The organism is Streptosporangium sp. NPDC006013 (genome assembly GCF_040614275.1).
Taxonomy (GTDB): Bacteria; Actinomycetota; Actinomycetes; order Streptosporangiales; family Streptosporangiaceae; genus Streptosporangium.
The window spans coordinates 1-19,806 of sequence record NZ_JBEXUE010000156.1 but is presented as its reverse complement, the minus strand read 5'-3'; the positions used below and the strand labels follow the sequence as shown (position 1 = coordinate 19,806).

Genomic DNA, 19,806 nt, shown 5'->3' with positions numbered 1-19,806 from the left:
GCTGGGCGGCCCTGCTTGAGGACGATGCCGAAGGCCCCGAAGTGCGTGACGCCGGACAACTGATGCTCCGCCCGCCCGGCGAGGCCGTGACCGGCCAGCAGCCGGTCGGCCTCCTTGGCCAGTTCGGCCCGTTCGCGGCGGGCCCACGGCAGCCGCAGGACGGTCGCCGGACCGTTCGTCCGCTCCCGCGCGTAGGCGCCGAGCAGAACGTTGTCCCGCAGGCTCGACGCGCCCAGCAGCCGCGGCGTCTGGAAGACGCGCGCCACACCGCGCCGGGCGAGCCGCTCGGCCGTGGCCCGGCTGACGTCCTCGGTGCCGAGGAGGACCCGTCCCTCGTCCTGCCGCAGCAGACGGGTGATCACGTTGAGCAGGGTCGTCTTCCCCGACCCGTTGGGCCCGACGATCGCGTGCACCGTGCCCGGCTCGATGGTGAGGTCGATGCCGCGCAGCGCGTGCACGCCGCCGAAGGACTTGCGGACGCCGGCCAGTTCGACGCCGAGCGGCTCCCCGCGCGGCGGCCCGACCTCGACCGGGACATCCGTACCGGGGACGTCGGAAGGCCCGCCACCGGCCCTGCGGCGTGCCCGCAGCTTCTCCCACGCCCCGGCGATACCCTGCGGCGCGTACACCATCAGCACCAGCAGCGCCGCACCATAGATGAGGCCGCGCCATTCCGCCAGGCCGGTCAGCAGTTCCGGGAGGGCGAAGAACAGCAGGGTGCCGATGATCGGGCCCGCGAGACGCGCGGCGCCACCGATGATGACCACCAGCAGGAACAGGATCGAGAAGTCGAGGGTGAAGTCGTCCGGGGTGACGAGCCCGTGATGGACGGCCAGCAGCGCCCCGCCCAGCCCCGCGGTGGCGCCGCCGCAGGCGAACGCGAACAGCTTCATCCGCGCGGGTCCGACACCGACGCTCCGCGCCATCTCCGGCGCGTCCCGCACGGCCATCATGCCCCGGCCGAAGCGGGAGTCGACGATGGCGCGGACCATGGCGAACAGTACGACGTTCACGGCGAGGACCAGCCAGAGGACGTCCCGCTCCCCGAGTTCCCACGAACCGAACGCGGGCCGCGGGATGCCGACCAGCCCCGACCAGCCACCGGTCAGCCCCTCGAACTCGACCAGCAGGCTGCGCATCGCCATCGCCGCTCCGAGCGTGACCAGGGCGATGTACCAGGACGACAGCCGGAAGGCGGGCAGTGCCATCAGGGTTCCGGCGCCCGTGGCGATCACCACCGCCACCGGGGCCGCCGCCCAGAACGTCCAGCCGTGGTCGGCCATGAGGATGCCGGTGGCGTAGGCGCCGACGGCGACCAGCGCGCCCTGTCCGAGCGAGACCTGGCCGGTGTAGCCGAACATGATGTTCAGCCCCATCCCCACCAGCACGTAGATCGCGGCCGTGGTGGCGAGGTAGGTGATCGTCGGGTCGCCGCTGACCAGCGGCAGCGCGGCCGTGGCCGTCACGAGGGCGAGCCAGGGGGCCGAGCGCCGTGCGGCGCCCGCCCGTGTCCCGAGAACTTCAGACATGACGTTGCACCGCCAGACCGCGCAGGCCGTTGGGCCGGATCAGCAGGATGAGCAGCATCGCCGCGAACAGGAAGACGGACTGCGACCCGGGAGAGCCGTAGGCGGCGCCCGCGGCCTCGACGGTGCCGAGCACCCATCCCGCCAGCAGGACGCCTCGGTTGTCGCCGATCCCGCCGACCGCCAGTGCGGCGAAACCCTTGATCAGCAGGCCCAGGCCCATCGTCACCGAGGCCAGCAGCAACGGCGCCGCCAGCACTCCGGTGAGCCCCGCCAGGGCACCGCCGAGCAGGAAGGAACGGCGGGTCAGCATCGTCGGGTCGATGCCGCGCAGCCGGGCGCCGTCACGGTCGGCGGCCACCGCGCGCAACGCGGCGCCGAACCGGGAACGGTCCAGCAGGCCGAGCAGCATCACCACGGCGACGGCGACGGCCACCACCCCGAGCTGGTAGCTCGAGAACCGGACTCCCGCCACCTCGTTGACGCTGATGGACAGCGGCCACGGGGGCGCGACGGTGCTCGGCTGGTCCGTCCACAGCCGTCCAGCGGCCTCCGCGAGCAGCAGCGAGAACGCCAGCGTGGTGATCACCCAGCCGGCTGCGTGGGACGATCTGCGCAGCACCGGGGTGACGGCCACCCGCTCCTCGGCCAGCGCCACGAGCGCGACGACGGCCATCGCGCAGACGGCGGCGATCCCCCAGGGGAGTCCGCCGATCGGAGTGGCGGCCATCAGCATCGCGCCGATCATGATGAGCTCGCCCTGGGCGAAGTTCACCACGTTCGTCGGCCGGTGCAGGACGTTGAACCCCATCGCGACGAGGCCGTAGAGGCTGCCGAAGACCAGTCCCGCGACCAGGATGTCGGTGATCATCGGGCGGTCACACCCCGTCCGCGCGCCGCCGCAGGACCCCGCCCAGGCTCTCCGGCTCCTTCGCCGACATGAGAGTGCCGATCGTGATGTCCTCGTCGGCGATGCCGGAGTGCCGCTTCGCGGTGAACGACACCTTCGCCCGGGTGCCCTGGTAACCGTCGACCTTGTCGAGCGCGGCCTTGAGATTGGCCGGATCGAGGCTCCCGGTCTCCCCGATCACCTTGGCCATCAGCATCATGTAGTCGTAGTAGGGGCTGGTCACCGCCGAGTAACCGAGGCCCGCGGTGTCCGGATGCGCGTTGATCCGCCCGACCAGCTTGCGGACCTCGGCCGGAGGCTGCTCGTCGCCGGTGTAGGTGAGCCCCCGGTAGGTGGTGCCGAAGAACCCGTCGAGCAGGGGCCGCGGGAACTCCCCTAGCGCCTCGATGTAGTTGAGGTCGTGCGAAACGATCACGGGGTGGAAATCGCTGGCCGCCATCGCCCGCAGGATCAGGATGGTCGCCTGCGGCTGGCCGGTGAACAGCCCCAGCCCGTCCACACCGGCCCGCTCCAGACTCCGGACGAACGGCGTCATGTCGGAGGCGTCCACCTCGAACACCTCGACCGCGACCGGCTTGGCGGAGTAGTCGTCGCGCAGCGTCCGGACGACGGCGTCCCTGATCGACGTGCCGAACTCCGAGTTCTCCACGATGATGCCGATCTTGCGCAGCCCACGGACCTCGTAAAGGAAGCGCGCCGCCACCCTGGCCTGCTGGGTGGTGTTGTAGACGAGCTGGTAGTGGTGAGGGAAGCGGTCACCGTCCCCGAGCAGCTCCGCACCTCCCCAGCACGACTGGATCAGCTTCGCGCGGGCGAGGGCCGTCACCGACGCCAGCACCTGTGAGCTGCCGGTCGGTCCGACCACGAAGATCGGGTTCTCCCGGATCAGCCGCTGCGCCACGGCCGGCTGGCTGGCCGGGCTCCCCTTGTCGTCCTGCTCCGCGACCTGCACCGTCTGTCCGAGCAGGCCGCCGGCCGCCTTGATGTCCTCCAGCGCGAGCCGCGCGCCCACGTAGATCGGCTTGTAGGCGGCGGCGAGGCGGCCGGTCTTCGGCTCCACCCACCCGATCCGGGCGGCCGTGTTCCCGCCGCCTCCCGAGCTCCCGCACGCCGCCGTCCCGAGGCCGAGCACTCCGAGCGCGGTGGCGGACGCGGCGCCCGCCAGAAACCCTCGCCGGGACATCCCGTCCGTCCGGTAAGTGGCCAAGGCCGCCTCCTCAGATTGGTGTATGAACGTTTGTATACTTAGCCTCGATACGACGTCAAGAGGAAACCGACAAGCTCGAGCGGCACAATGGGCTGGTCAGGAACGGGCGTAACCACCGAGGGCGCGGAAGTCGGCCCCAGGCCGTACCAGACGGGCGATGGGCATAAGCGTCGGCAGGCCAAGGCGGCCCAGGAGACCGAGGGCCAACCGGAAGTCACCCTGATGTCGCGCAGCGCCCGCCTCAGTATCGAAACACTCGGCCACGATCCGCCCGTGCCCGCCGGCCGGCGTCTCGGCCTGATCCTGCGGGAGACGTGTACACCGCGAGCGTACGGCCCGGCCCGCATGGCCGAACCACTCGGACACCACCTTGACGGGCACGTCCTTCGACAGCGGCACCGTGGCGTGCGTGTGCCGAAGATCGCGGGAAATCGTCGCCCGGCCCAAGACGGAGATGGTCCGCGACCGGCTCGGGAGATCGCCGGGATACCGGACCGACGGTCACCGGAGGTCGAGTCGATGCCGTGCGACGTACGACAGTCTCACTGTCCGCTACGAAACCGCCGTGACCACCGCCGTCAACGGGTGGCTCCGATCCATTTCCGAGGTGGGCCTTGGAGGCATGAGAGATGAGGTGGGGTCAGCGTGGGGGAAAGCCCAGGCGGTGGCGCTGGGTGGGGCCGTGCTGGTTGATGGTGGGCGGGGCGCCTGGAGGAGCGGGGAGAGTGCCGGTGAAGTGGTGGGGGGAGCCGGGGGGCCGGGCGAGGGACCAGCAGGTGTCGACCGGTTCGAAGAGGTCGGTCAGGGCCTGGGTGGTCATGGCGGCGATCTTGGTGGTGAGGTAGGCGGTGATCTCGTCGCGGCGGAGGGTGCGCTGGTCGTGGGTGAGGGGACACCACTCGGGTCTGCCCAGGGCGCGGATGAGATTGGCCCAGAGGTGCTGTTCCTGGGCCACGCCAAGGATCAGGGTACCGCCGTCGGCCGTCGGAAAGGTGCCGTAGTGGGGGGCCTGGTAGACGCCGAGGAAGTCGCGATAGGCGGAGCCGCCCAGGGCGTTCACCCACTCGGACAGGGCACCGGTGATGGAGAGTTCGAGGTGGGTGCCCTGGCCGGTGCGCTGGGCGGCCATCAGCTCGGCGAGGACGTGGAAGGCCGCAGTCGTCGCGCCCGCCAGGTCGCCGACGGGGAGGCCGTCGGGGCGGGCGAGGTTCAGGGCGCCCGCTTCGGCGAGGTAGTTGATGTCGTGGCCGGGACGCTGGGCCAGGTCGCCGGTGGGGCCGTAGCCGGACAAGGAGCAGTAGACGACCCCGGGGTTGGTGGCGACGACCTCCTCGTAGCCGACGCCCAAGCGGTCGGCCACGCCGGGACGCCAGCCCTCGACGACGATGTCGGCCTCGGCCAGGAGCGCTCGGGCCAGGGCCTGGTCGTCGGAGTCCTTGAGGTCGACCACGACGCTTTGCTTGCCCGCGGCCAGGTAGGTGAAGCTGGCCGGGGCGACCCAGCGGAGCGAGTCTCCGGCGGGCGGTTCCAGCTGGATGACGGTCGCGCCGAGGCGGCACATCATCTGGGTGCAGAACGGGCCGGGGAGCGTGACGCTCATGTCCACGACGCGCAGACCGTTCAGGGGGCCGGAACTCGCGACGAGATTCCCGGGCGTAGCCGACTCTGGGGGGAGAGTCATTCGGCGGTCATCCCGCCGTCTACGGTGAGGACGGTGCCGTTGACGTAGCTGGCGTCGTCGGACAGCAAGAAGCAGATCGCGGCGGCCAGCTCGTCGGGGGTGGCGACGCGATTCAGCAGCACCTGGGAGCCGACCTTCGCCAGCGAGTCCTCCAGGGTGGCGCCGGCGGCCAGGTAGTGCTCACGGGTCATCCCGGTCAGGGTGGGGCCCGGCGAGACGCAGTTGACCCGGACGGTTGGAGCCAGCTCCAGCGCGAGGTGCTTGGACAGGGGCTCGATGGCCCCCTTCGTGGCGGCGTAGAGGCCGCGGTTCGCGCGGGCGACGTAGGCGACCACGGACGTGGTGTTGACGATCGCACCGCCGCCGCGGGCCTTCATGTGCGCGCCGACGGCCTTGCACACCAGGTAGGTGCCGACTGTGTTGATCGACAACTGGCGCTCGAAGTCGGCGAGCGGGGAGGTCATCGCCACGCCCGCCAGGAGCACCGCGGCCCCGTTGTACAGAGCGTCGATATGTCCCATCCGCTCGGTCACCGACGTGACGGCCTCAGCGACCGAAGTCTCGTCGGACACGTCGGCGGCCACCGCCATGCCGCCGTCGATCCCGGCCGCGACGGACCTGGCCGCGTCGAGATCGACGTCCACGAGGGCGACCCTGCCGCCGTCGGCCGCGAACCGGCGCGCGACTGCGGCCCCGATGCCGGACCCCGCTCCCGTGCAGAACAGAACACGCTCGTCGAACCGACCAGCCATCGTGAGTAGCCCTTCCTAACCGTTGAAGCCGTCAGCCGACCAGGCGACGGGACAATCTATCAACATATTCGTTGATAATTAGCCGAGCGAGATGTAGACCGACTTGTAGCCGGTGAAGTGATTGAGCCAGGCATCGCCGTGCTCCCGGCCCATCCCCGACAGCCCGAAGCCACCGCTGGGCGCGGACCGGTCGAGGACACCGTAGGTGTTGACCCACACGGTGCCCGCGCGCAGCCGCCGGGCCACCCGGTGCGCCCGGGCCAGGTCGCCGGTCCACAGACCCGCCGCCAGCCCGAACCGGGTGTCGTTGGCCAGGGCCACCGCCTCCTCCTCGTCGGTGAAGCCCATGACCCCGATGATCGGGCCGAAGACCTCCTCCCGGGCCACTGTCATGTCGTTGCGCACTCCGGTGAGCAGGGTCGGCGTGACGAAGTACCCTGGCCCCTCCCGCCGCGTCCCGCCGTAGGCCACCTCGGCGCCGTCCCGCGCGGCGGCGTCCAGGAACCCCTCGACGCGTCCCTTCTGCGCGCCCGAGACCACGGGACCGAGTTGGGTGTCCGGGTCGAGCCCCGGCCCGATCCGCACCTCCTTCAGCAGCCGCGCGACGGTATCCACATAGGAAGAGAGCACCGACTCGTGGACGATGACCCGGGACCCGGTGAAGCAGACCTGCGCCGCGTTCGAGCACATCTGCCGTACGGTCGAGCGCGCCGCCGCCCCGATGTCCGCGTCGCCGAACACGACGTTCGGGCTCTTGCCGCCGAGTTCGAGCACGACGTCCTTGAGCCCGGCGTTGGCCCGCCGGTGGATGTCCTGCCCGACCGGCACCGACCCGGTGAACGTGACGAGCTGGACATCCGGATGCTCGACCAGTGGCGGTCCCACGGCCGGCCCCTCGCCGGTCACCACGTTGACGACGCCCGGCGGCACCCCGGCCTCGGCGAGCAGCCGCGCGAACCACAGTGTGGACAGCGGCGCCTGCTCGGCCGGCTTCAGCACGATCGTGTTCCCGGCGGCCAGCGCGGGGCCGACCTTGCTCGCCGCGATGACCAGCGGCGAGTTCCACGCTCCGATGCCCGCGACGACGCCGACCGGCTCGCGGTCGGTGTACCCGAACAGCTCCGCGCCGACCGGGTTCACCGAGCCGTAGATCTTCGTACACCATCCGGCGTAGAAGCGCAGCGTCCGCGCCGCCGACGCCGGGCTGCCCGCCGTCTGCGCGATCGGCGTGCCCACGTCGGAGGCGTCGATCCGGGCGAGCACCGCGGCGTCCCGCTCGATCAGGTCGGCCAGCCGCCAGAGGATCTCCGCCCGCCGGGCGGGCGGCAGGGACGTCCACCGCCCGTCCTCGAAGGCCTGGCGCGCCGCCCCGACCGCGACCGCGACGTCCCGCCCGTCACCGGCCGCGACCTGCGCGATGACCCGCTCGGTCGCCGGGTCGACGACGTCGAGCATCGCCCCAGAGACGGCGGGAAGGTCGTGCCCGTCGTCGATCGTCATACCGTGATCGGAGCGTCCGACGAACCGCCGCACGTCCTCCAGCACCTCACTCATCAGGCCTCCCGAAACTCACAGCGCCCGCGACGGCAGCTCGACCGTGGCCGACCCGGTGACATTGCGCTCGCCCCGCTGGGTCTCTCCCCAGCACTCGATCTCCACCACGTGCCGCCCGTTCTCGACCGACCGGCCTGTCACGGTTCCGCGGCACCAGGTCGCGTCCCCCACGAGGTTCGGCTGGTGCAGCCGGACGTTCAACCGCCGCACCCACCCGTCGTCCCCGCACCAGTTCGTCAAGAGATGCCCGATCCAGTTGGCCCGCATCCAGCCTTGGTCGTAGGCCCCCGGCATTCCGACCTCGTGCGCTATCTCGTCGTCGAAGTGCCCCGCCGCCGGATGCACCGGGATCCCCGTGGACGGGCTGACGTACACGTTCGCCGGATGCCGTTCCCGCTCCTGGAAGGCCAGCTTGAGCGGCGGGTAGGTGTTCCGCCGCCCGACGTAGAACGCCATGATGTCCACGAGGGTCAGCGGCCCCTTGACCACTGCCGGAAGCTCGTCCCCGACCTGGACGTCCTCCCAGTACCGGGGCTGGGAGCCCCGTCGCTCCTCACCGAGGTAGGTTTTGCGGATCTCCTCGATCTGGTCGGGCGTCCAAACCTGCCGCCCCTCCCGTTCCCGCTTCTCGAACCCGACCATGCCCTTGCCGCTGGTGCGCCGCGGCACCCGCATGACGTCCGCCTCGGCCCGTGCGACGAGTTCCTCCCGCTGGTTGTGGTAGAGGATCTCGCCGGTCTGGACGACCAGCCGCCGGGCCCGCGCCCCGCTCTTCTCCTCGACCTTCAGCAGTCGCGCCTTGGCGGTGATCCGGTCCCCCGGGCGCACCGGGACGTGGTTCTCCCAGCGCGTCCCCCCGTAGATCCACTGGACACCCCGCAGGCCCGGCGCGACGATCGTGCTGTCGATCGTGTACAGGAACGTCGGCGGCGCGATGACCCCGCCCCAGCGGGTGCGCCGGGCGTACTCCTCGTCGCTCCACAGCGGGTTGTCGTCGCCGGTCGAATACAGCGCCCAGCGGCGGATGTCGATCGGCGCGATGTCCTCGGCGTAGGACGGCCAGTGCACGTCCCGCCGTAGCCACACGCCGATCAGCGACCGCGCGTGGTCGAGCATCTCATCGGTGATGTCCGCGGCCTTGCGCGGCGTGGTCTCCGTCATGACGGTCTCCTCGGGGTCGGGCGGGCTGGTTCAGACGGGATCGACATCGGAGCCCCGGATGATCCGTACCGGGGTGTAGGTCAGCACCTCGGTGCCGTCCTGCTTGCGGACGCTCACCTCGCTGGCGAGCACGCCCCGCCCCGGCTTGCTGGACGCCCGGGACTCGGTGACCGTCACGACGGAGTGCAGGGTGTCGCCGACGAACACCGGCGCGGGATGCCGCAGCGCCCCGGTACCCAGCATCGCGATACCGGTCCCCCGCATGACACCGGTCTGCGCGATCAGCCCCTCGGAGAAGCAGTAGGTGATCATGCCGGGGACCAGTCGTCCGGCGTACCCCTCGACCTCGACAGCGAAGGTGGCGTCGGTGAACAGCGGGTTCACGATCCCGGCCCAGGTGATGAAGGTGACGAGGTCGGTCTCGGTGACCGTCCGGGTGGACGTCCGGAACCGGGTGCCGACCGGCATCTCCTGCCAGGTGAGGCCTCGCCCCAGCAGGGGCGCCTCAGCGGTGGTGGTAGTCATGACGATCTCCTAGCGGGCTGAGGGTTCGGGCCAGAACCGGGGGGTGCGCTTGTCGAAGAAGGCCTGCTGTGCCTCGCGAGCCTCGGCGCTGTCGCCGAAGCCGGGCGCGATCAGGTGAGCGGTGCGCCGTACGTCGCCGGCCATCTCGTCGATCTCCTGGTCGAAGACCGCCTTGAGGATGCGGACGCAGGTCGGGCTGCCGTCCAGGACGCGGTCGCACCAGGTCAGGACCTCCTGGTCCAGCCGGGCGAGCGGAACGACGGCGTTGACCAGCCCCCACTCCAGTGCTTCCTCAGCGGAGATCCGCCGCCGGGTCAGCCACATCTCCCGGGCGCGCTTGGCCCCGATCACCCGGATCAGGTATCGGACCATGTAGCCGTCGGCAGGGCTGCCGACCCGCGAGCCGATCTGCCCGAACACCGCGTTGTCGGCGGCGACGGTGAGGTCACAGGTGTAGGCGAGGTGGTTACCGCCGCCGATCGCGTACCCCCGGACGGCCGCGATCACCGGCTGGTTCGAGAAGCGCACGACGTGGTTGGGCGGGACGTCGAAGAACCAGTCGGCGGCCGAGCGGTCGGCCTCCCAGCGCACGTCGCCGCCGCTGCTGAAGGCCCGGTCCCCCGCGCCCTGCAACACGACCACGCCGACGGACGGGTCGCGGTTGGCGTGGTCGATCGCGACCATCATCTCCTTCATCGTGTCGCGGGTGAAGGAGTTCATCCGGTCAGGCCGGTTGATCGTCAGCCGGGCCGCGCAGCCACCGGTAGAGCGGGCGCACCGTTCGTAGACGATGTCCTGGAATTTGGGGGCGACCGGGTCGGGCGCCCAAGGTGTCCAGGTCACTTCGGTGGTCATGGAACTCTCCTCTCGGTCCAGCTCAGGTGGTGACGAAACCGCCGTTGACGGGCAGTGTCTGGCCGGTGACGAACCCGGCCTCCTCGGAGGCAAGGAACGCGACGGCAGCCGCGATGTCCGCTGGACGGCCCACCCGGCCGACGGGGTAGAACTTGACGATCTTGGCCATCACCTCGGGCGGCCGGTTCCGCGCCTGCTGCATGCTCCCCGCGCCGATCTCCTCTGCCGAGTCCGGGACGGTCATGGCGGGCGAGACCGCGTTCACGGTCACCCCGTAGCGGCTCACCTCGTGGGACAGGGACCGGGTCATGCCGAGGATGCCGCCCTTGGCCGCGCCGTAGGCGACCTGGCCGCGCTGTCCGGCCCGTCCCGCCTCGGACGCGACGCTGACGACCCGTCCCCAGCCGCGCTCGACCATGCCTGGCACGAGCAGCCGGGTCAGCACGAGCGGCCCGACCAGGTTGAGCTGCACTTCGAGGATCGCCTCGGGCAGGTCCTTGTGCACGAAGTCGACGGTGTTCACCCAGCCCGCGTTGTTGACGAGGATGTCCGCCCCGCCGTCCGCGGTGAGCCGCTTGACGGCGGCGTGCAGCGAGCCGTGGTCGAGCAGGTCGGCCTCGACGACCGAGATCCGTCCGGGCACCAGGGCCGCGGTTTTCTCGGCCTGCTCCCGGTCGCGGTCCAGGATGCGGACCTCTGCGCCCTGCTCGGCGAGGCGCAGGACGATCCCGCGCCCGATGTTCGAGGCCCCGCCGGTCACGACGGCCCGGCGTCCCTTGAGATCAAGCATCGCCGCTCTCCTTCCGGCCGGAGGACGCCGCGAAGTCCGCGACGCCCTGGTCCATGGCCGCAGAGTCCGAGCGGTAGCGGTGCTGCTGGTAGAGCTCCAGCCACAGCCCGTCCCGCAGCGGCAGTTCGATGCCGCGCCGTACGATCCGCTTCATGTAGGCCAGGGCCTGGGCATCGCGTTCGGCCATGCCGCCCGCGAGCTCCAGTGCTGCGGCATCCAGGTCGTCGCGGGGCACAGACGCGCAGGCCAGTCCCCACCGCTCGGCCTCGTCGCCGGTGAGGCGACGCCCGGTGAGCAGCATCGACAGGCCCCGGGCCAGCCCGACCTTGCGGGGCAGCCGCTGCGAGCCGCCCCCACCGGGGATGAGGTTGCGCCGGATGTGCTCGTCGCCGAGCTGGGCGTCCGCGGCTGCGACGATCATGTCGCAGGCCAGCAGCACTTCCAGACCGCCCGCGAGCGCGTAGCCGTGGACCTGGCCCACGACGACCTGGTCGAGGTTCTCCAGCCGGTCGCACAGCGCGCTCAGGTCGTCGTGGAATCGGCCGTGCGCGGCGTGGTCGGCCAGGGTGCCCTCGGCCAGCCATTTGAGGTCGGCCCCGGCGCAGAACGCCCGGCCGGCCCCCTTCAGCACGATGACCTTGATCTTCCCGGCGGACGAGGCGCACCCCTCCAGTGCCGCGAGCAGTTCCCGCACCAGGTCGCCGTTCAGCGCGTTGAGCCGTTCCGGCCGGTTGAGGGTCAGGACGCGGACACCCGGCAGTGGGTCGTCGATCAGCAGGATGTCGCTCATGAGCGGCTCGGCAGGGCGGCGCTGCCCAGGATCTCCCTGGCCAGGACGAACCGATGGATGTCGCTCGGCCCCTCGACGACGCGGGCGACCCGCAGGTCCCGGAACCAGTGCTCCAGCGGGAGCTCCTTGGCCAGGCCCATACCGCCCATGAGCTGCATCATCGAGTCGACCACCGAGAATCCGGCCTCGGTTGCGTACAGCTTGGCGATCGAGGACTCGATCCGCGCGTTCTGCCCGCTGTCGTGCTTGCGCGCGGCCTCCCAGGTCAGCCAGCGCGCGGCCTTGAGCTTGACCTTCGCGTCGGCCAGTGCGAACTGGACGCCCTGCCGCTGCGCGACCGGCAGCCCGAAGCTCTCGCGGTTCTTCACGAACTCCGTCGCGATCCGCATCGACTCCTCGCCGACCGCGATCGACGTCGTGGCGAAATGTACCCGGAACTTGCCGAGGAATCTCTGCGCGATCGCGAAGCCCTCGCCCTCCTCGCCGATCAGCCGATCGGCGGGGATCTCGACGTCGTCGAAGACGACCTCGTTGGTCCACAGGTCGCGGATCACCGGAATCGGCCGGATGGTCATGCCGGGCGTGTCGGCATCCACGATGAACGCGCTGATCCCGTGGCGACCCTTGTTCAGGTCGGTGCGCGCGTAGACCACACCGTACCTGGCCTTGTCCGCGTGGGTGATCCACATCTTCTGGCCGTTGAGCACGTATTTGCCGCCCTTGCGGACGGCCGTCGTCCGGATCGAGCGGGCGGGGTCGGAGCCGCTGCCCTGCTCGGTGATGGCGTTGAAGGAACGCCACCCCTCCTCGATCGTCGGGATGACGTAGTCCTCGATCTGCTTTTTGCTCGCGCCGTACAGGATGGACGGCGGCGGGTACCCGAACGCGCCGTTGCCGACGATCGGGAAGCAGAACGTGTGCTTGGCGGCCTGCTCGTCGACGATCGCCATGTCGAAGGCGCCGAGCCCGCCCCCGCCCAGCTCGGTCGGCGCAGTCAGGTTCCAGAAACCCGCGCCGCGCGCCAGTTTCTGGAGCGCGGCGACATCCTCCTGCGGGAGGAACCGGGCGTCGGGTGGGAGGGCCGCCTCGCGCGGCCGGATCTCGTCGCGGACGAACTCCCCTATGACGGTCGCCAGCTCGCGGATCTCGCCGGAGACCGTGAAGTCGTGCAGGGACATGCTCACCTCGCTGTTCGGGGGAACTGATACGAAACTCATGGACGGCCGCCCAACCACTGCGCGAGCAGCCGGTCGCGGTCGCGGTCGAGCCGCGGCGGTGGGCTCACCGCCTGCTCGACGCCCGAGACGTGGACGGGGCTCATGACGACCGGGACCTCCGCGCCGGACGCCAGCCGGACGCCTCGTACGACCCCGCGTTCTCGGACCTGCCGGGTGCCGAGCAGCTCGTCCACCTCCAACGGACGGCCCGCCGGAACGTTGTGGGTCAGCAGCGTCGCGACGACCTCGTCGATGGCGCGCGGCCGGGTGAACTCCTCGACGATCTCGCCGACCTCGGCGAGGTGGGCGACCCGCCCGGTGCCGTGCGCGAGCCGCTCGTCCTTCTCCAAGCCGGGCCGCCCGATCTCGGCGCCGACCGCCCGGCAGAACCGCTTCCAGACGGCGTCGCTGCCCACCGCCACACACACCCAGCCGTCGGCGCAGCGGAACATGCCGAACGGCGCGGTCGTCGCCGAGGCCCGGGGCGGCGGTACCTCACCCGACATCCCGAACATGGTGATCGCCTTCTCGTTGAGCGCCACCATGGAGTCGAACATCGACACGTCAACGACGCAGCCGTGGCCGGTGCGGTCCCGCTCGCGCAGCCCGACCAGCACACCGAACGCCCCGAACAGGCTCGTCGCCTGGTCGGCGAGTGGCAGTCCGTTGTAGACGGGAGTGCCGTCTTCCTCGGCATTTCGGCCCATCAGCCCGCCGAGGCCCTGAACGAGGATGTCGAAGGCGGGCATCGCGCCGAACTCGCCCTCGCCGTTGCGCGGTAGCCCGAACCCGGACAGGGACGCGTACACGATCCGGTCGTTGAGGCCGCGGATCGTGTCAGGGTCGACCTTCCGCCGCAGCGCGGACTCCGGCCGCAGGTTCGTCCAGAAGACGTCGGCCGCGCCGATCAGCCGCTCGAACAGCTCCCGGTCGTCCGGCTCATCCAGGGCAAGGCCGATGCTGCCTTTGCCGCGCATCATCCGGACCTCGAAGTGGCTCCAGGTCTGGCCGCCGTCGGTCTCCAGCATCGGGTGGCTCGCCCGCATCGCCTCGCCGGACGGCGGCTCGACCTTGACGACGTCCGCCCCGTGCAGGGCGAGCAGCATCGGCCCGTAGTTGCCCGCGAGGTAGTTGTCCACACACAGCACCCGCACCCCGGCGAGCGGGCCTTCGGTCACGTCACTCATCGGCCGCCTCCACCAGCGCGTCGATCGCGTACAGGTCGCCGGAGCCGACAACGCTCAGCGGGTTCAGTTCCAGCAGCCGGGGCGGCGTGCGCAGCGCGGCGTACTCGGTCCCGAGCGCGCTCAGCCGTTCCGCGACTGTCTTCGGGTCGATGGCCCGGCCGCCCCGGTAGCCACGCAGCATCCGGCCGAGCCGGGTCCGGTCCAGCGCGAGCAGGATCTGGGATGGCGAGGCGGGCAGCGCGACATAGGAGACCTCACCGAGTAGCTCGACGAAGAAGCCGCCGAGCCCGACGCCGAGGACCGGCCCGAAGTCGGGATCCCTCTGGAGCACCGCGAGGATCTCCAGCTCGGACCGGACGAACTCCTGGATGACCACCCGCGTCCCGGCGCCCAGCGCGTCCCGGATCCTGGCCAGGGCTGCGAGCACCTCGACGAGCGAGCCGACGTCCAGATGGACGAGACCGAGCTCGGACTTGTGCTGGACGTCGTCCGGCGACGGTTTGACCACCACCGGGTAGGCGAGTCCGGCCGTGGCCAGCGCCGCCGTCACCGCGTCCGTGTCCGCTGCTGCGGGCACGATCGCCTCGCGCGGCGTCCGGATCCCGGCCGCCTCGACCAGCCGTGCCACTTCTTCCCAGTCCGTCACGGACGCCTCGTTCTCGGCCACGACGCGCGGCGCGATCGGCTCGGTGTCCGCACCTGCCGCCACCCGGAACAGCAGGGAGAGCCCCGTGACGGCGTCGGTCGGGTCGTGGGCGTAGGCGATGCCCGCCTCGGCCAGCTCCCGGCGCAGAGGGTCGGTCGCCGGGAGCTGGTCGAGCAGGCAGCTCACCAGCACGGGAACCTCGGACACCGCGACGACCTCGCGCAGGACCGGCAGATGCCGGCGCAGCAGGCCGGTCCCGCCGTTGGCGTACTGGACGAGCAGCGCCCTGGTGTTCGGGTCACCCGCCAGTGCGCGGATCGTCCGCGGGAACAGCTCGGCGTCGCTCAGCACCTGGCCGGTCGGGTCGACGGGGTTCTCAGTCACTCCGAAGGAGGGGAAGAACACGCCCAGCTCGCCGGTGGTCGCGGCGGTGAGCGTGGTCATCGGGACGCCGAGCCGGTCGCACGCGTCGGCGATGATGCTTCGGCTCCCGCCGGACAACCCGATCACGGTGAGCCCCGCGCCCTCTCCCGTGGCGGGCCGCAGTCTGGGCCCGGTCAGCAGCGCGGCCGCCCCGGCCAGTTCCTCGACCGTGTCGACGGTCACCACTCCGGCCTGTGCGAACAGCGAGTCGTAGACCGTGGCCGAGGTCGAGATCTTGCCGGTGTGCGAGGCGCTGGCCAGCCGTCCCTGCTCCGAGGCCCCCGCCTTGAGCACGACGACCGTGATCCCGGCGGCCCGCGCCGCGGCTGCGGCCTCGATGAAGGCGCGGCCGTCGCCCAGCCCTTCGAGAAAACAGACGATCACCCGGACGGAGGTGCGCGCCGTGATCCACGCCAGGTAGTCGGCGGCACCCAGGACGGTCTCGTTTCCGACGCTCACGAACACGTCCGCGCCGACGCCGGTGTCGTTCAACCTGCGCATGATCGACGCGCCGATGCTGCCGCTCTGGCTGAGCACCGCGACCGGCCCGCCGACGAGGTCGTCGCGCATCGCCGCGCTGCCGAAGGTGAGGATGGTGTCGCGAGGCAGGAACCACAGGCCCTCGCTGTTGGGGCCCACGACGCCCATCCCGTAGTGGTCGGCGATCGCCTTCAGCTCGGCCGAGACGGCCTTGCCCTCGGCCGTCTCCTCGAAACCGGAGCTGAGCACGACCAGATGGCGGACTCCCTTCTCGCCGCAGTCCCGGGCGATCCCCGGCACGTACTCGGCACGGATCATGACGACCACCACCTCGGGGACGAAGGGCAGGGCGCTGACGCTCCGGTGGGCGCGGACGCCGTCGATCTCGTCGAGCCGGGGGTGGACGACGGCGATCTCGCCCGAAAACCCGTGCCTGCGCAGGATCCCGAGCGGCCGGCCGGTGAGACGGGTCGGGTCGGAGGAGGCCCCGACGATCGCGATGGACCGAGGGGTGAACAGTGAGTCGAGGTCGTGGATCATGTCGCGTCCCTGCTGCTCGTCGGGCTTTCAGATCACGCCGTCGGCGTGCAGGCCGGACAGGGCGTCCGGGGTGAGACCGAGGACCTCGGCGAGGACGGTGTCGGTGTGCTCGCCGAGCATCGGCGGGGGCATCCGGAGCGGCAGCCGCTCCCCGTCGACGAGGTAGGGCGAGCCGAGCTGGGTGAGCGAGCCGAGCGCGGGATGGTCGAGGGTGTGGATCATCCCGTTGGCCACCAACTGCTCCTCGGCGAACGCCTGCTTGAGCGTGTTGACCGGAGCGCAGGGAATGCCCGCGTCCTCCAGCTCGGCCAGCCACTCTCCCGTCGTTTTCTCGGCGAACACCGGGCCGAGCTTGGCCATCAGCTCGGGCCGGTGCTCGACGCGCTGCGGATTGCCGGCGAAACGCGGGTCCTCCAGTAGGTCCGGCCGCTTGAGCAGGGTGCACAGGTCGGCGAACAGGCGGTTGGTGCCCGGCGCGATGACGAGGTAACCGTCCGCGGTCGGGACGGCCTCGAACGGCGCGAGCTGCGGGTGGCCCGAGCCCATCGGCGCGATGTCGGCGTCCCCGTCGGTGACGGCGACCGAGTAGTTGATGAGCATCGACATCGTCGCGTCGAGCAGCGAGACCCGGACGTCCTCGCCGCGACCGGAAAGCTGCCTCCGGAACAGCGCGGCCATGATCGCCAGAGTGAGCTGGACGCCGCCGGAGAAGTCGGCGAGCGAGACACCCGGCTTGACCGGCCCGTCGTCACCACCGTGACCGGTGATCGACATGACCCCCGAGCGGGCCTGGACGGCGACGTCCATGCCAGGGTGCGCGGCCAGCGGCCCCTTTTCCCCGTAGGCGTTCAGCGAGGCGTAGATGAGGGAGGGGTTGCGCCCCATCAGCTCGACGGGGCCGATGCCGAGCCGCTCGACCACCCCGGGCCGGAAGTTCTGAACCACGATGTCGCAGTGCTCGGCGAGACTCCGGACGAGGTCGATGCCGCGCGGGTCCTTGAAGTCGACGGTAACCGACCGCTTGTTCCGGTTGATGGCCATGAAGTAGTCGCCACCGACCCGGGGGATGTCGGTGGTGAACCTGCGGCTCACGTTCATGTAGCGGCTGGCGTCGCCGCGCCCCGGCCGTTCGACCTTGAGGACGTCACAGCCGAAGTCGCCCAGGATCATCGTGCTGAACGGTCCCGCGACACCGTGAGTGAGATCGAGAACGCGGATCGTGTCGAACGCTGGCATGGAGGTCCTTCCAAAGGGCGGGGTGGACGGCGCGGGCCGCCGCTCAGAGGTGGGCTTCGACCGCGGCGGCGAGCACGTGCTCCCGAGGGATGTCGTAGGCGTGGGCGTCGAGCGTGTGCTCGCGGGTCGCCCGGTAGAGCTCGTCGTCGGACTCGCCCTCGGTGAGCGCGCCGCACGCGGGGCAGATGACCTCTCTCATGAGCCCGCTCCTTCCAGCGTCATACCTTCGAGCAGCCGTCCGCGGTGACGGCCCAGCTCGCGGGCGGCGTTCCAGGCGAGGACCGCGGTGAGGCGTCCGCCCTCGTGGAAGAGGTGCAGCGCCGCGCCGGGACGGCCGGGGATCTCCTCGCGGGTCTCCTCGGCGTCGGGGCCGATGATCCCGGCGACCTGGACCCGCGCGTCGAAGTGGTCGGTCCAGAAGAACGGGACGGGCAGGAACGGCGCACGGTGGCCGAGGATCGAAGCCGCGACATGCCGCCCCTGCTCCGTGGCGTTGGTCCGGTGCTCCAGTCGCAGGTGGCGGCCGTAGCCGAGATGCATCCACCGGGCCACGTCCCCGGCGGCCCACACCCGGTCGGCGACGGCGCAGTACGCGTCGCCGAGCACGCCGTCCCGGACGTCCAGTCCGCTCCCGGCGAGCCACTCCGTACAGGGGACGGAGCCGACCGCCACGAGCACGACGTCGGCCGCGATCTCGTCCCCGTCGGACAGCCGCACGATCGTCACGTCTCCGTTGCGCCGCGCGTCCACGACCGTCGCGCCGACACGGAGCACGACACCGTGCGCCCGATGCAGGGCGAGCAGTCGGGCGGACGCTTCCTCGCCGATCCGCGCGGCCAGCGGGCGCTCGACCGGCTCGACGACCGTGACGGCGAGGCCCGCGCGGGCAGCGGTCGCCGCGGTCTCCAGGCCGAGAAACCCGGCCCCGACCACGAGCATCCGGAGCCCCGGACGTAACCGGTCCCGCAGTCGTGCGGCGTCGTCCAGGGTCCGCAGGACGTGCGCACCGACCGCGTCGAGCGCGGGGATCCGCCGCGGCCGCAGACCTGTCGCGATCACGAGCTGGTCGTAGTGGTGCCGGTCGCCCTGGTCGTCCAGGACGGTACGGCCCGCCACGTCCAGCCCCACCGCGCGGACACCGCCGCGCAGGTCAAGCCGCAGGGCGCGCAGCCCGTCGTCGGACACCAGCCGCAGCCGGTCGGCGGCCCAGCCGCCGGTCAGGTACTGCTTCGACAGCGGCGGCCGGTCGTAGCCCGCGTCCGGCTCGTCGCCGAGGACCGTGATGGTGCCCTCGTGCCCGCCCCGGCGCAACGCCGTGGCCGTCGCGAGGCCCGCCGCGGACGCTCCCACGACGACGACCGTGTCCCGATGCTCGTTCATGGTCACTCGACGGTGATCACGGCAGCCGGGCAGGCGTCGATCGCGGCGAGCGCCTTCTCGCGCAGGGACTCCGGCGGGTTCGGGTCTAGCAGCACCACGATGCCGTCGTCGTCCTGGTCGAACAAATCGGGGCAGGCGAACACGCAGCCGCCGCTGGCGATGCACTTGTCGGCCTCGATCTGGATCTTCATTGTCCGTTCTCCATCGTCATGGGGATGACCGACGCGCCGCGGACCATGGGGTTGGAGCCCCACACCACGTCGCGAACGTCCCAGTCGGGGATCTCGTCGAGCAGCCGGTTGACCAGGATCTCGGTCTCCAGCCGCGCGAGGTTCAGGCCCAGGCAGCTGTGCAGGCCCGCGCCGAAGCCGAGGTGGGCGAGCTGCGGGCGGTGAATGTCGAAGTGCTGCGGGTCGCTCCAGCGCTCGGGGTCGCGGTTGGCAGCGGCCTGGAGCGCCATGACCACCGCACCCTCGGGCAGCGGCACTCCGGCGACCTCGGTGCCCGCCTGCCTGACGAAGCGCAGGTTGTAGACGAGCACGCTGGTCCAGCGGTGTACCTCCTCGATCGCCTGCGGAATGAGGGAGCGGTCGGCGCGCAGTTCGGCGCGCTGCTCGGGGTGCTGGGCCAGCGCGATCAGCGTGTAGCCCATGAGCTTGGACGTGGTCTCGTTGCCCGCGAACACCAGTTGGGTGTTGCTGGCCACGACCTCGTCCTCGGCCATCGGCACGTCGCTGACGGCCATCTTGCTGACCAGGTCCGCGCCGCCGTCGCGACGGCGCCGGGCGACCTCGCGGCCGAGGTATTCGTTGATCTCTGTGGTGGCCTTCTTACCCCGGGCGATGAGGTCGCGGCCCTCGGCCGAGCCGTCGTCCCGGGCTTCGAGGATGCCGCCCATGTCATCGCTCCACTGGACGAACTGGGAGAAGTCCTCGGCCGGGACGCC

General features: G+C 71.0%; 19 protein-coding genes. All 19 read right to left on the bottom strand.

The window, feature by feature from the left end:
* Positions 1 to 1,529: ATP-binding cassette domain-containing protein (locus ABZ260_RS23485; RefSeq protein ID WP_355621324.1), on the bottom strand; the 1,529-nt coding region annotated here is incomplete at its 3' end.
* The gene (locus tag ABZ260_RS23480) at positions 1,522 to 2,397 is read right to left on the bottom strand and encodes a branched-chain amino acid ABC transporter permease (RefSeq protein WP_355621321.1); all 876 of its coding nucleotides are present in this window, start codon (positions 2,395 to 2,397) and stop codon (positions 1,522 to 1,524) included. The genes ABZ260_RS23485 and ABZ260_RS23480, both read right to left, overlap by 8 nt.
* A gap of 7 nt (positions 2,398 to 2,404) precedes the next feature.
* The gene (locus ABZ260_RS23475) at positions 2,405 to 3,643 is read right to left on the bottom strand and encodes an ABC transporter substrate-binding protein (RefSeq protein WP_355621318.1); all 1,239 of its coding nucleotides are present in this window, start codon (positions 3,641 to 3,643) and stop codon (positions 2,405 to 2,407) included.
* A gap of 640 nt (positions 3,644 to 4,283) precedes the next feature.
* Positions 4,284 to 5,324, bottom strand: coding sequence for a CaiB/BaiF CoA-transferase family protein (locus tag ABZ260_RS23470; RefSeq protein WP_355621315.1), 1,041 nt, complete (start codon positions 5,322 to 5,324; stop codon positions 4,284 to 4,286).
* Positions 5,321 to 6,076: an SDR family oxidoreductase gene (locus ABZ260_RS23465; RefSeq protein ID WP_355621312.1), complete on the bottom strand. Its 756-nt coding sequence runs from the start codon at positions 6,074 to 6,076 to the stop codon at positions 5,321 to 5,323. The genes ABZ260_RS23470 and ABZ260_RS23465 overlap by 4 nt, the downstream gene beginning before the upstream one ends.
* Positions 6,077 to 6,154: 78 nt before the next feature.
* Entirely contained in the window at positions 6,155 to 7,630 is a 1,476-nt protein-coding gene (locus tag ABZ260_RS23460) for an aldehyde dehydrogenase family protein (RefSeq protein ID WP_355621309.1), read from the bottom strand.
* A 15-nt stretch (positions 7,631 to 7,645) separates the two neighbouring features.
* Complete coding sequence (locus ABZ260_RS23455; protein ID WP_355621306.1) at positions 7,646 to 8,791, bottom strand: MaoC family dehydratase N-terminal domain-containing protein; 1,146 nt, start codon at positions 8,789 to 8,791, stop codon at positions 7,646 to 7,648.
* A gap of 30 nt (positions 8,792 to 8,821) precedes the next feature.
* On the bottom strand, positions 8,822 to 9,316 hold the full coding sequence (locus ABZ260_RS23450; protein ID WP_355621303.1) for a MaoC/PaaZ C-terminal domain-containing protein: 495 nt from the start codon (positions 9,314 to 9,316) through the stop codon (positions 8,822 to 8,824).
* A gap of 9 nt (positions 9,317 to 9,325) precedes the next feature.
* The gene (locus tag ABZ260_RS23445; protein ID WP_355621300.1) at positions 9,326 to 10,171 is read right to left on the bottom strand and encodes an enoyl-CoA hydratase-related protein; all 846 of its coding nucleotides are present in this window, start codon (positions 10,169 to 10,171) and stop codon (positions 9,326 to 9,328) included.
* Positions 10,172 to 10,193: 22 nt separating this feature from the next.
* Positions 10,194 to 10,961, bottom strand: coding sequence for an SDR family NAD(P)-dependent oxidoreductase (locus tag ABZ260_RS23440; RefSeq protein ID WP_355621297.1), 768 nt, complete (start codon positions 10,959 to 10,961; stop codon positions 10,194 to 10,196).
* Entirely contained in the window at positions 10,954 to 11,751 is a 798-nt protein-coding gene (locus ABZ260_RS23435) for an enoyl-CoA hydratase/isomerase family protein (protein ID WP_355621294.1), read from the bottom strand. Before ABZ260_RS23435 ends, ABZ260_RS23440 begins: the two co-directional genes overlap by 8 nt.
* Positions 11,748 to 12,968, bottom strand: coding sequence for an acyl-CoA dehydrogenase family protein (locus ABZ260_RS23430; protein WP_355621291.1), 1,221 nt, complete (start codon positions 12,966 to 12,968; stop codon positions 11,748 to 11,750). Before ABZ260_RS23430 ends, ABZ260_RS23435 begins: the two co-directional genes overlap by 4 nt.
* Positions 12,965 to 14,155 carry a CoA transferase gene (locus ABZ260_RS23425; protein WP_355621288.1) on the bottom strand — a complete coding sequence of 397 codons (1,191 nt, stop codon included), beginning with the start codon at positions 14,153 to 14,155 and terminating at the stop codon, positions 12,965 to 12,967. The genes ABZ260_RS23430 and ABZ260_RS23425 overlap by 4 nt, the downstream gene beginning before the upstream one ends.
* Positions 14,148 to 16,244 (bottom strand): acetate--CoA ligase family protein, encoded by a 2,097-nt coding sequence (locus tag ABZ260_RS23420; protein WP_355621285.1) that lies wholly within the window; start codon positions 16,242 to 16,244, stop codon positions 14,148 to 14,150. Before ABZ260_RS23420 ends, ABZ260_RS23425 begins: the two co-directional genes overlap by 8 nt.
* A 27-nt stretch (positions 16,245 to 16,271) precedes the next feature.
* Positions 16,272 to 17,480 carry a CoA transferase gene (locus ABZ260_RS23415; RefSeq protein ID WP_355621282.1) on the bottom strand — a complete coding sequence of 403 codons (1,209 nt, stop codon included), beginning with the start codon at positions 17,478 to 17,480 and terminating at the stop codon, positions 16,272 to 16,274.
* A 43-nt stretch (positions 17,481 to 17,523) separates the two neighbouring features.
* Positions 17,524 to 17,679: a DUF1059 domain-containing protein gene (locus ABZ260_RS23410; protein WP_355621279.1), complete on the bottom strand. Its 156-nt coding sequence runs from the start codon at positions 17,677 to 17,679 to the stop codon at positions 17,524 to 17,526.
* The gene (locus tag ABZ260_RS23405) at positions 17,676 to 18,860 is read right to left on the bottom strand and encodes an FAD-dependent oxidoreductase (RefSeq protein WP_355621276.1); all 1,185 of its coding nucleotides are present in this window, start codon (positions 18,858 to 18,860) and stop codon (positions 17,676 to 17,678) included. Before ABZ260_RS23405 ends, ABZ260_RS23410 begins: the two co-directional genes overlap by 4 nt.
* 2 nt (positions 18,861 to 18,862) lie before the next feature.
* On the bottom strand, positions 18,863 to 19,051 hold the full coding sequence (locus tag ABZ260_RS23400) for a ferredoxin (RefSeq protein ID WP_355621273.1): 189 nt from the start codon (positions 19,049 to 19,051) through the stop codon (positions 18,863 to 18,865).
* Positions 19,048 to 19,806: cytochrome P450 (locus ABZ260_RS23395; protein ID WP_355621270.1), on the bottom strand; the 759-nt coding region annotated here is incomplete at its 5' end. The genes ABZ260_RS23400 and ABZ260_RS23395, both read right to left, overlap by 4 nt.

Bases quoted from the DNA above. Each gene is read 5' to 3' on its own strand.
- ABZ260_RS23430 (WP_355621291.1), bottom strand. From the start codon at position 12,968: ATGAGTTTCGTATCAGTTCCCCCGAACAGCGAGGTGAGCATGTCCCTG.
- ABZ260_RS23460 (WP_355621309.1), bottom strand. From the start codon at position 7,630: ATGAGTGAGGTGCTGGAGGACGTGCGGCGGTTCGTCGGACGCTCCGAT.
- ABZ260_RS23405 (WP_355621276.1), bottom strand. From the start codon at position 18,860: ATGAACGAGCATCGGGACACGGTCGTCGTCGTGGGAGCGTCCGCGGCG.
- ABZ260_RS23455 (WP_355621306.1), bottom strand. From the start codon at position 8,791: ATGACGGAGACCACGCCGCGCAAGGCCGCGGACATCACCGATGAGATG.
- ABZ260_RS23445 (WP_355621300.1), bottom strand. From the start codon at position 10,171: ATGACCACCGAAGTGACCTGGACACCTTGGGCGCCCGACCCGGTCGCC.
- ABZ260_RS23440 (WP_355621297.1), bottom strand. From the start codon at position 10,961: ATGCTTGATCTCAAGGGACGCCGGGCCGTCGTGACCGGCGGGGCCTCG.
- ABZ260_RS23470 (WP_355621315.1), bottom strand. From the start codon at position 5,324: ATGACTCTCCCCCCAGAGTCGGCTACGCCCGGGAATCTCGTCGCGAGT.
- ABZ260_RS23465 (WP_355621312.1), bottom strand. From the start codon at position 6,076: ATGGCTGGTCGGTTCGACGAGCGTGTTCTGTTCTGCACGGGAGCGGGG.
- ABZ260_RS23425 (WP_355621288.1), bottom strand. From the start codon at position 14,155: ATGAGTGACGTGACCGAAGGCCCGCTCGCCGGGGTGCGGGTGCTGTGT.
- ABZ260_RS23410 (WP_355621279.1), bottom strand. From the start codon at position 17,679: ATGAGAGAGGTCATCTGCCCCGCGTGCGGCGCGCTCACCGAGGGCGAG.
- ABZ260_RS23435 (WP_355621294.1), bottom strand. From the start codon at position 11,751: ATGAGCGACATCCTGCTGATCGACGACCCACTGCCGGGTGTCCGCGTC.
- ABZ260_RS23400 (WP_355621273.1), bottom strand. From the start codon at position 19,051: ATGAAGATCCAGATCGAGGCCGACAAGTGCATCGCCAGCGGCGGCTGC.
- ABZ260_RS23450 (WP_355621303.1), bottom strand. From the start codon at position 9,316: ATGACTACCACCACCGCTGAGGCGCCCCTGCTGGGGCGAGGCCTCACC.
- ABZ260_RS23420 (WP_355621285.1), bottom strand. From the start codon at position 16,244: ATGATCCACGACCTCGACTCACTGTTCACCCCTCGGTCCATCGCGATC.
- ABZ260_RS23415 (WP_355621282.1), bottom strand. From the start codon at position 17,480: ATGCCAGCGTTCGACACGATCCGCGTTCTCGATCTCACTCACGGTGTC.
- ABZ260_RS23480 (WP_355621321.1), bottom strand. From the start codon at position 2,397: ATGATCACCGACATCCTGGTCGCGGGACTGGTCTTCGGCAGCCTCTAC.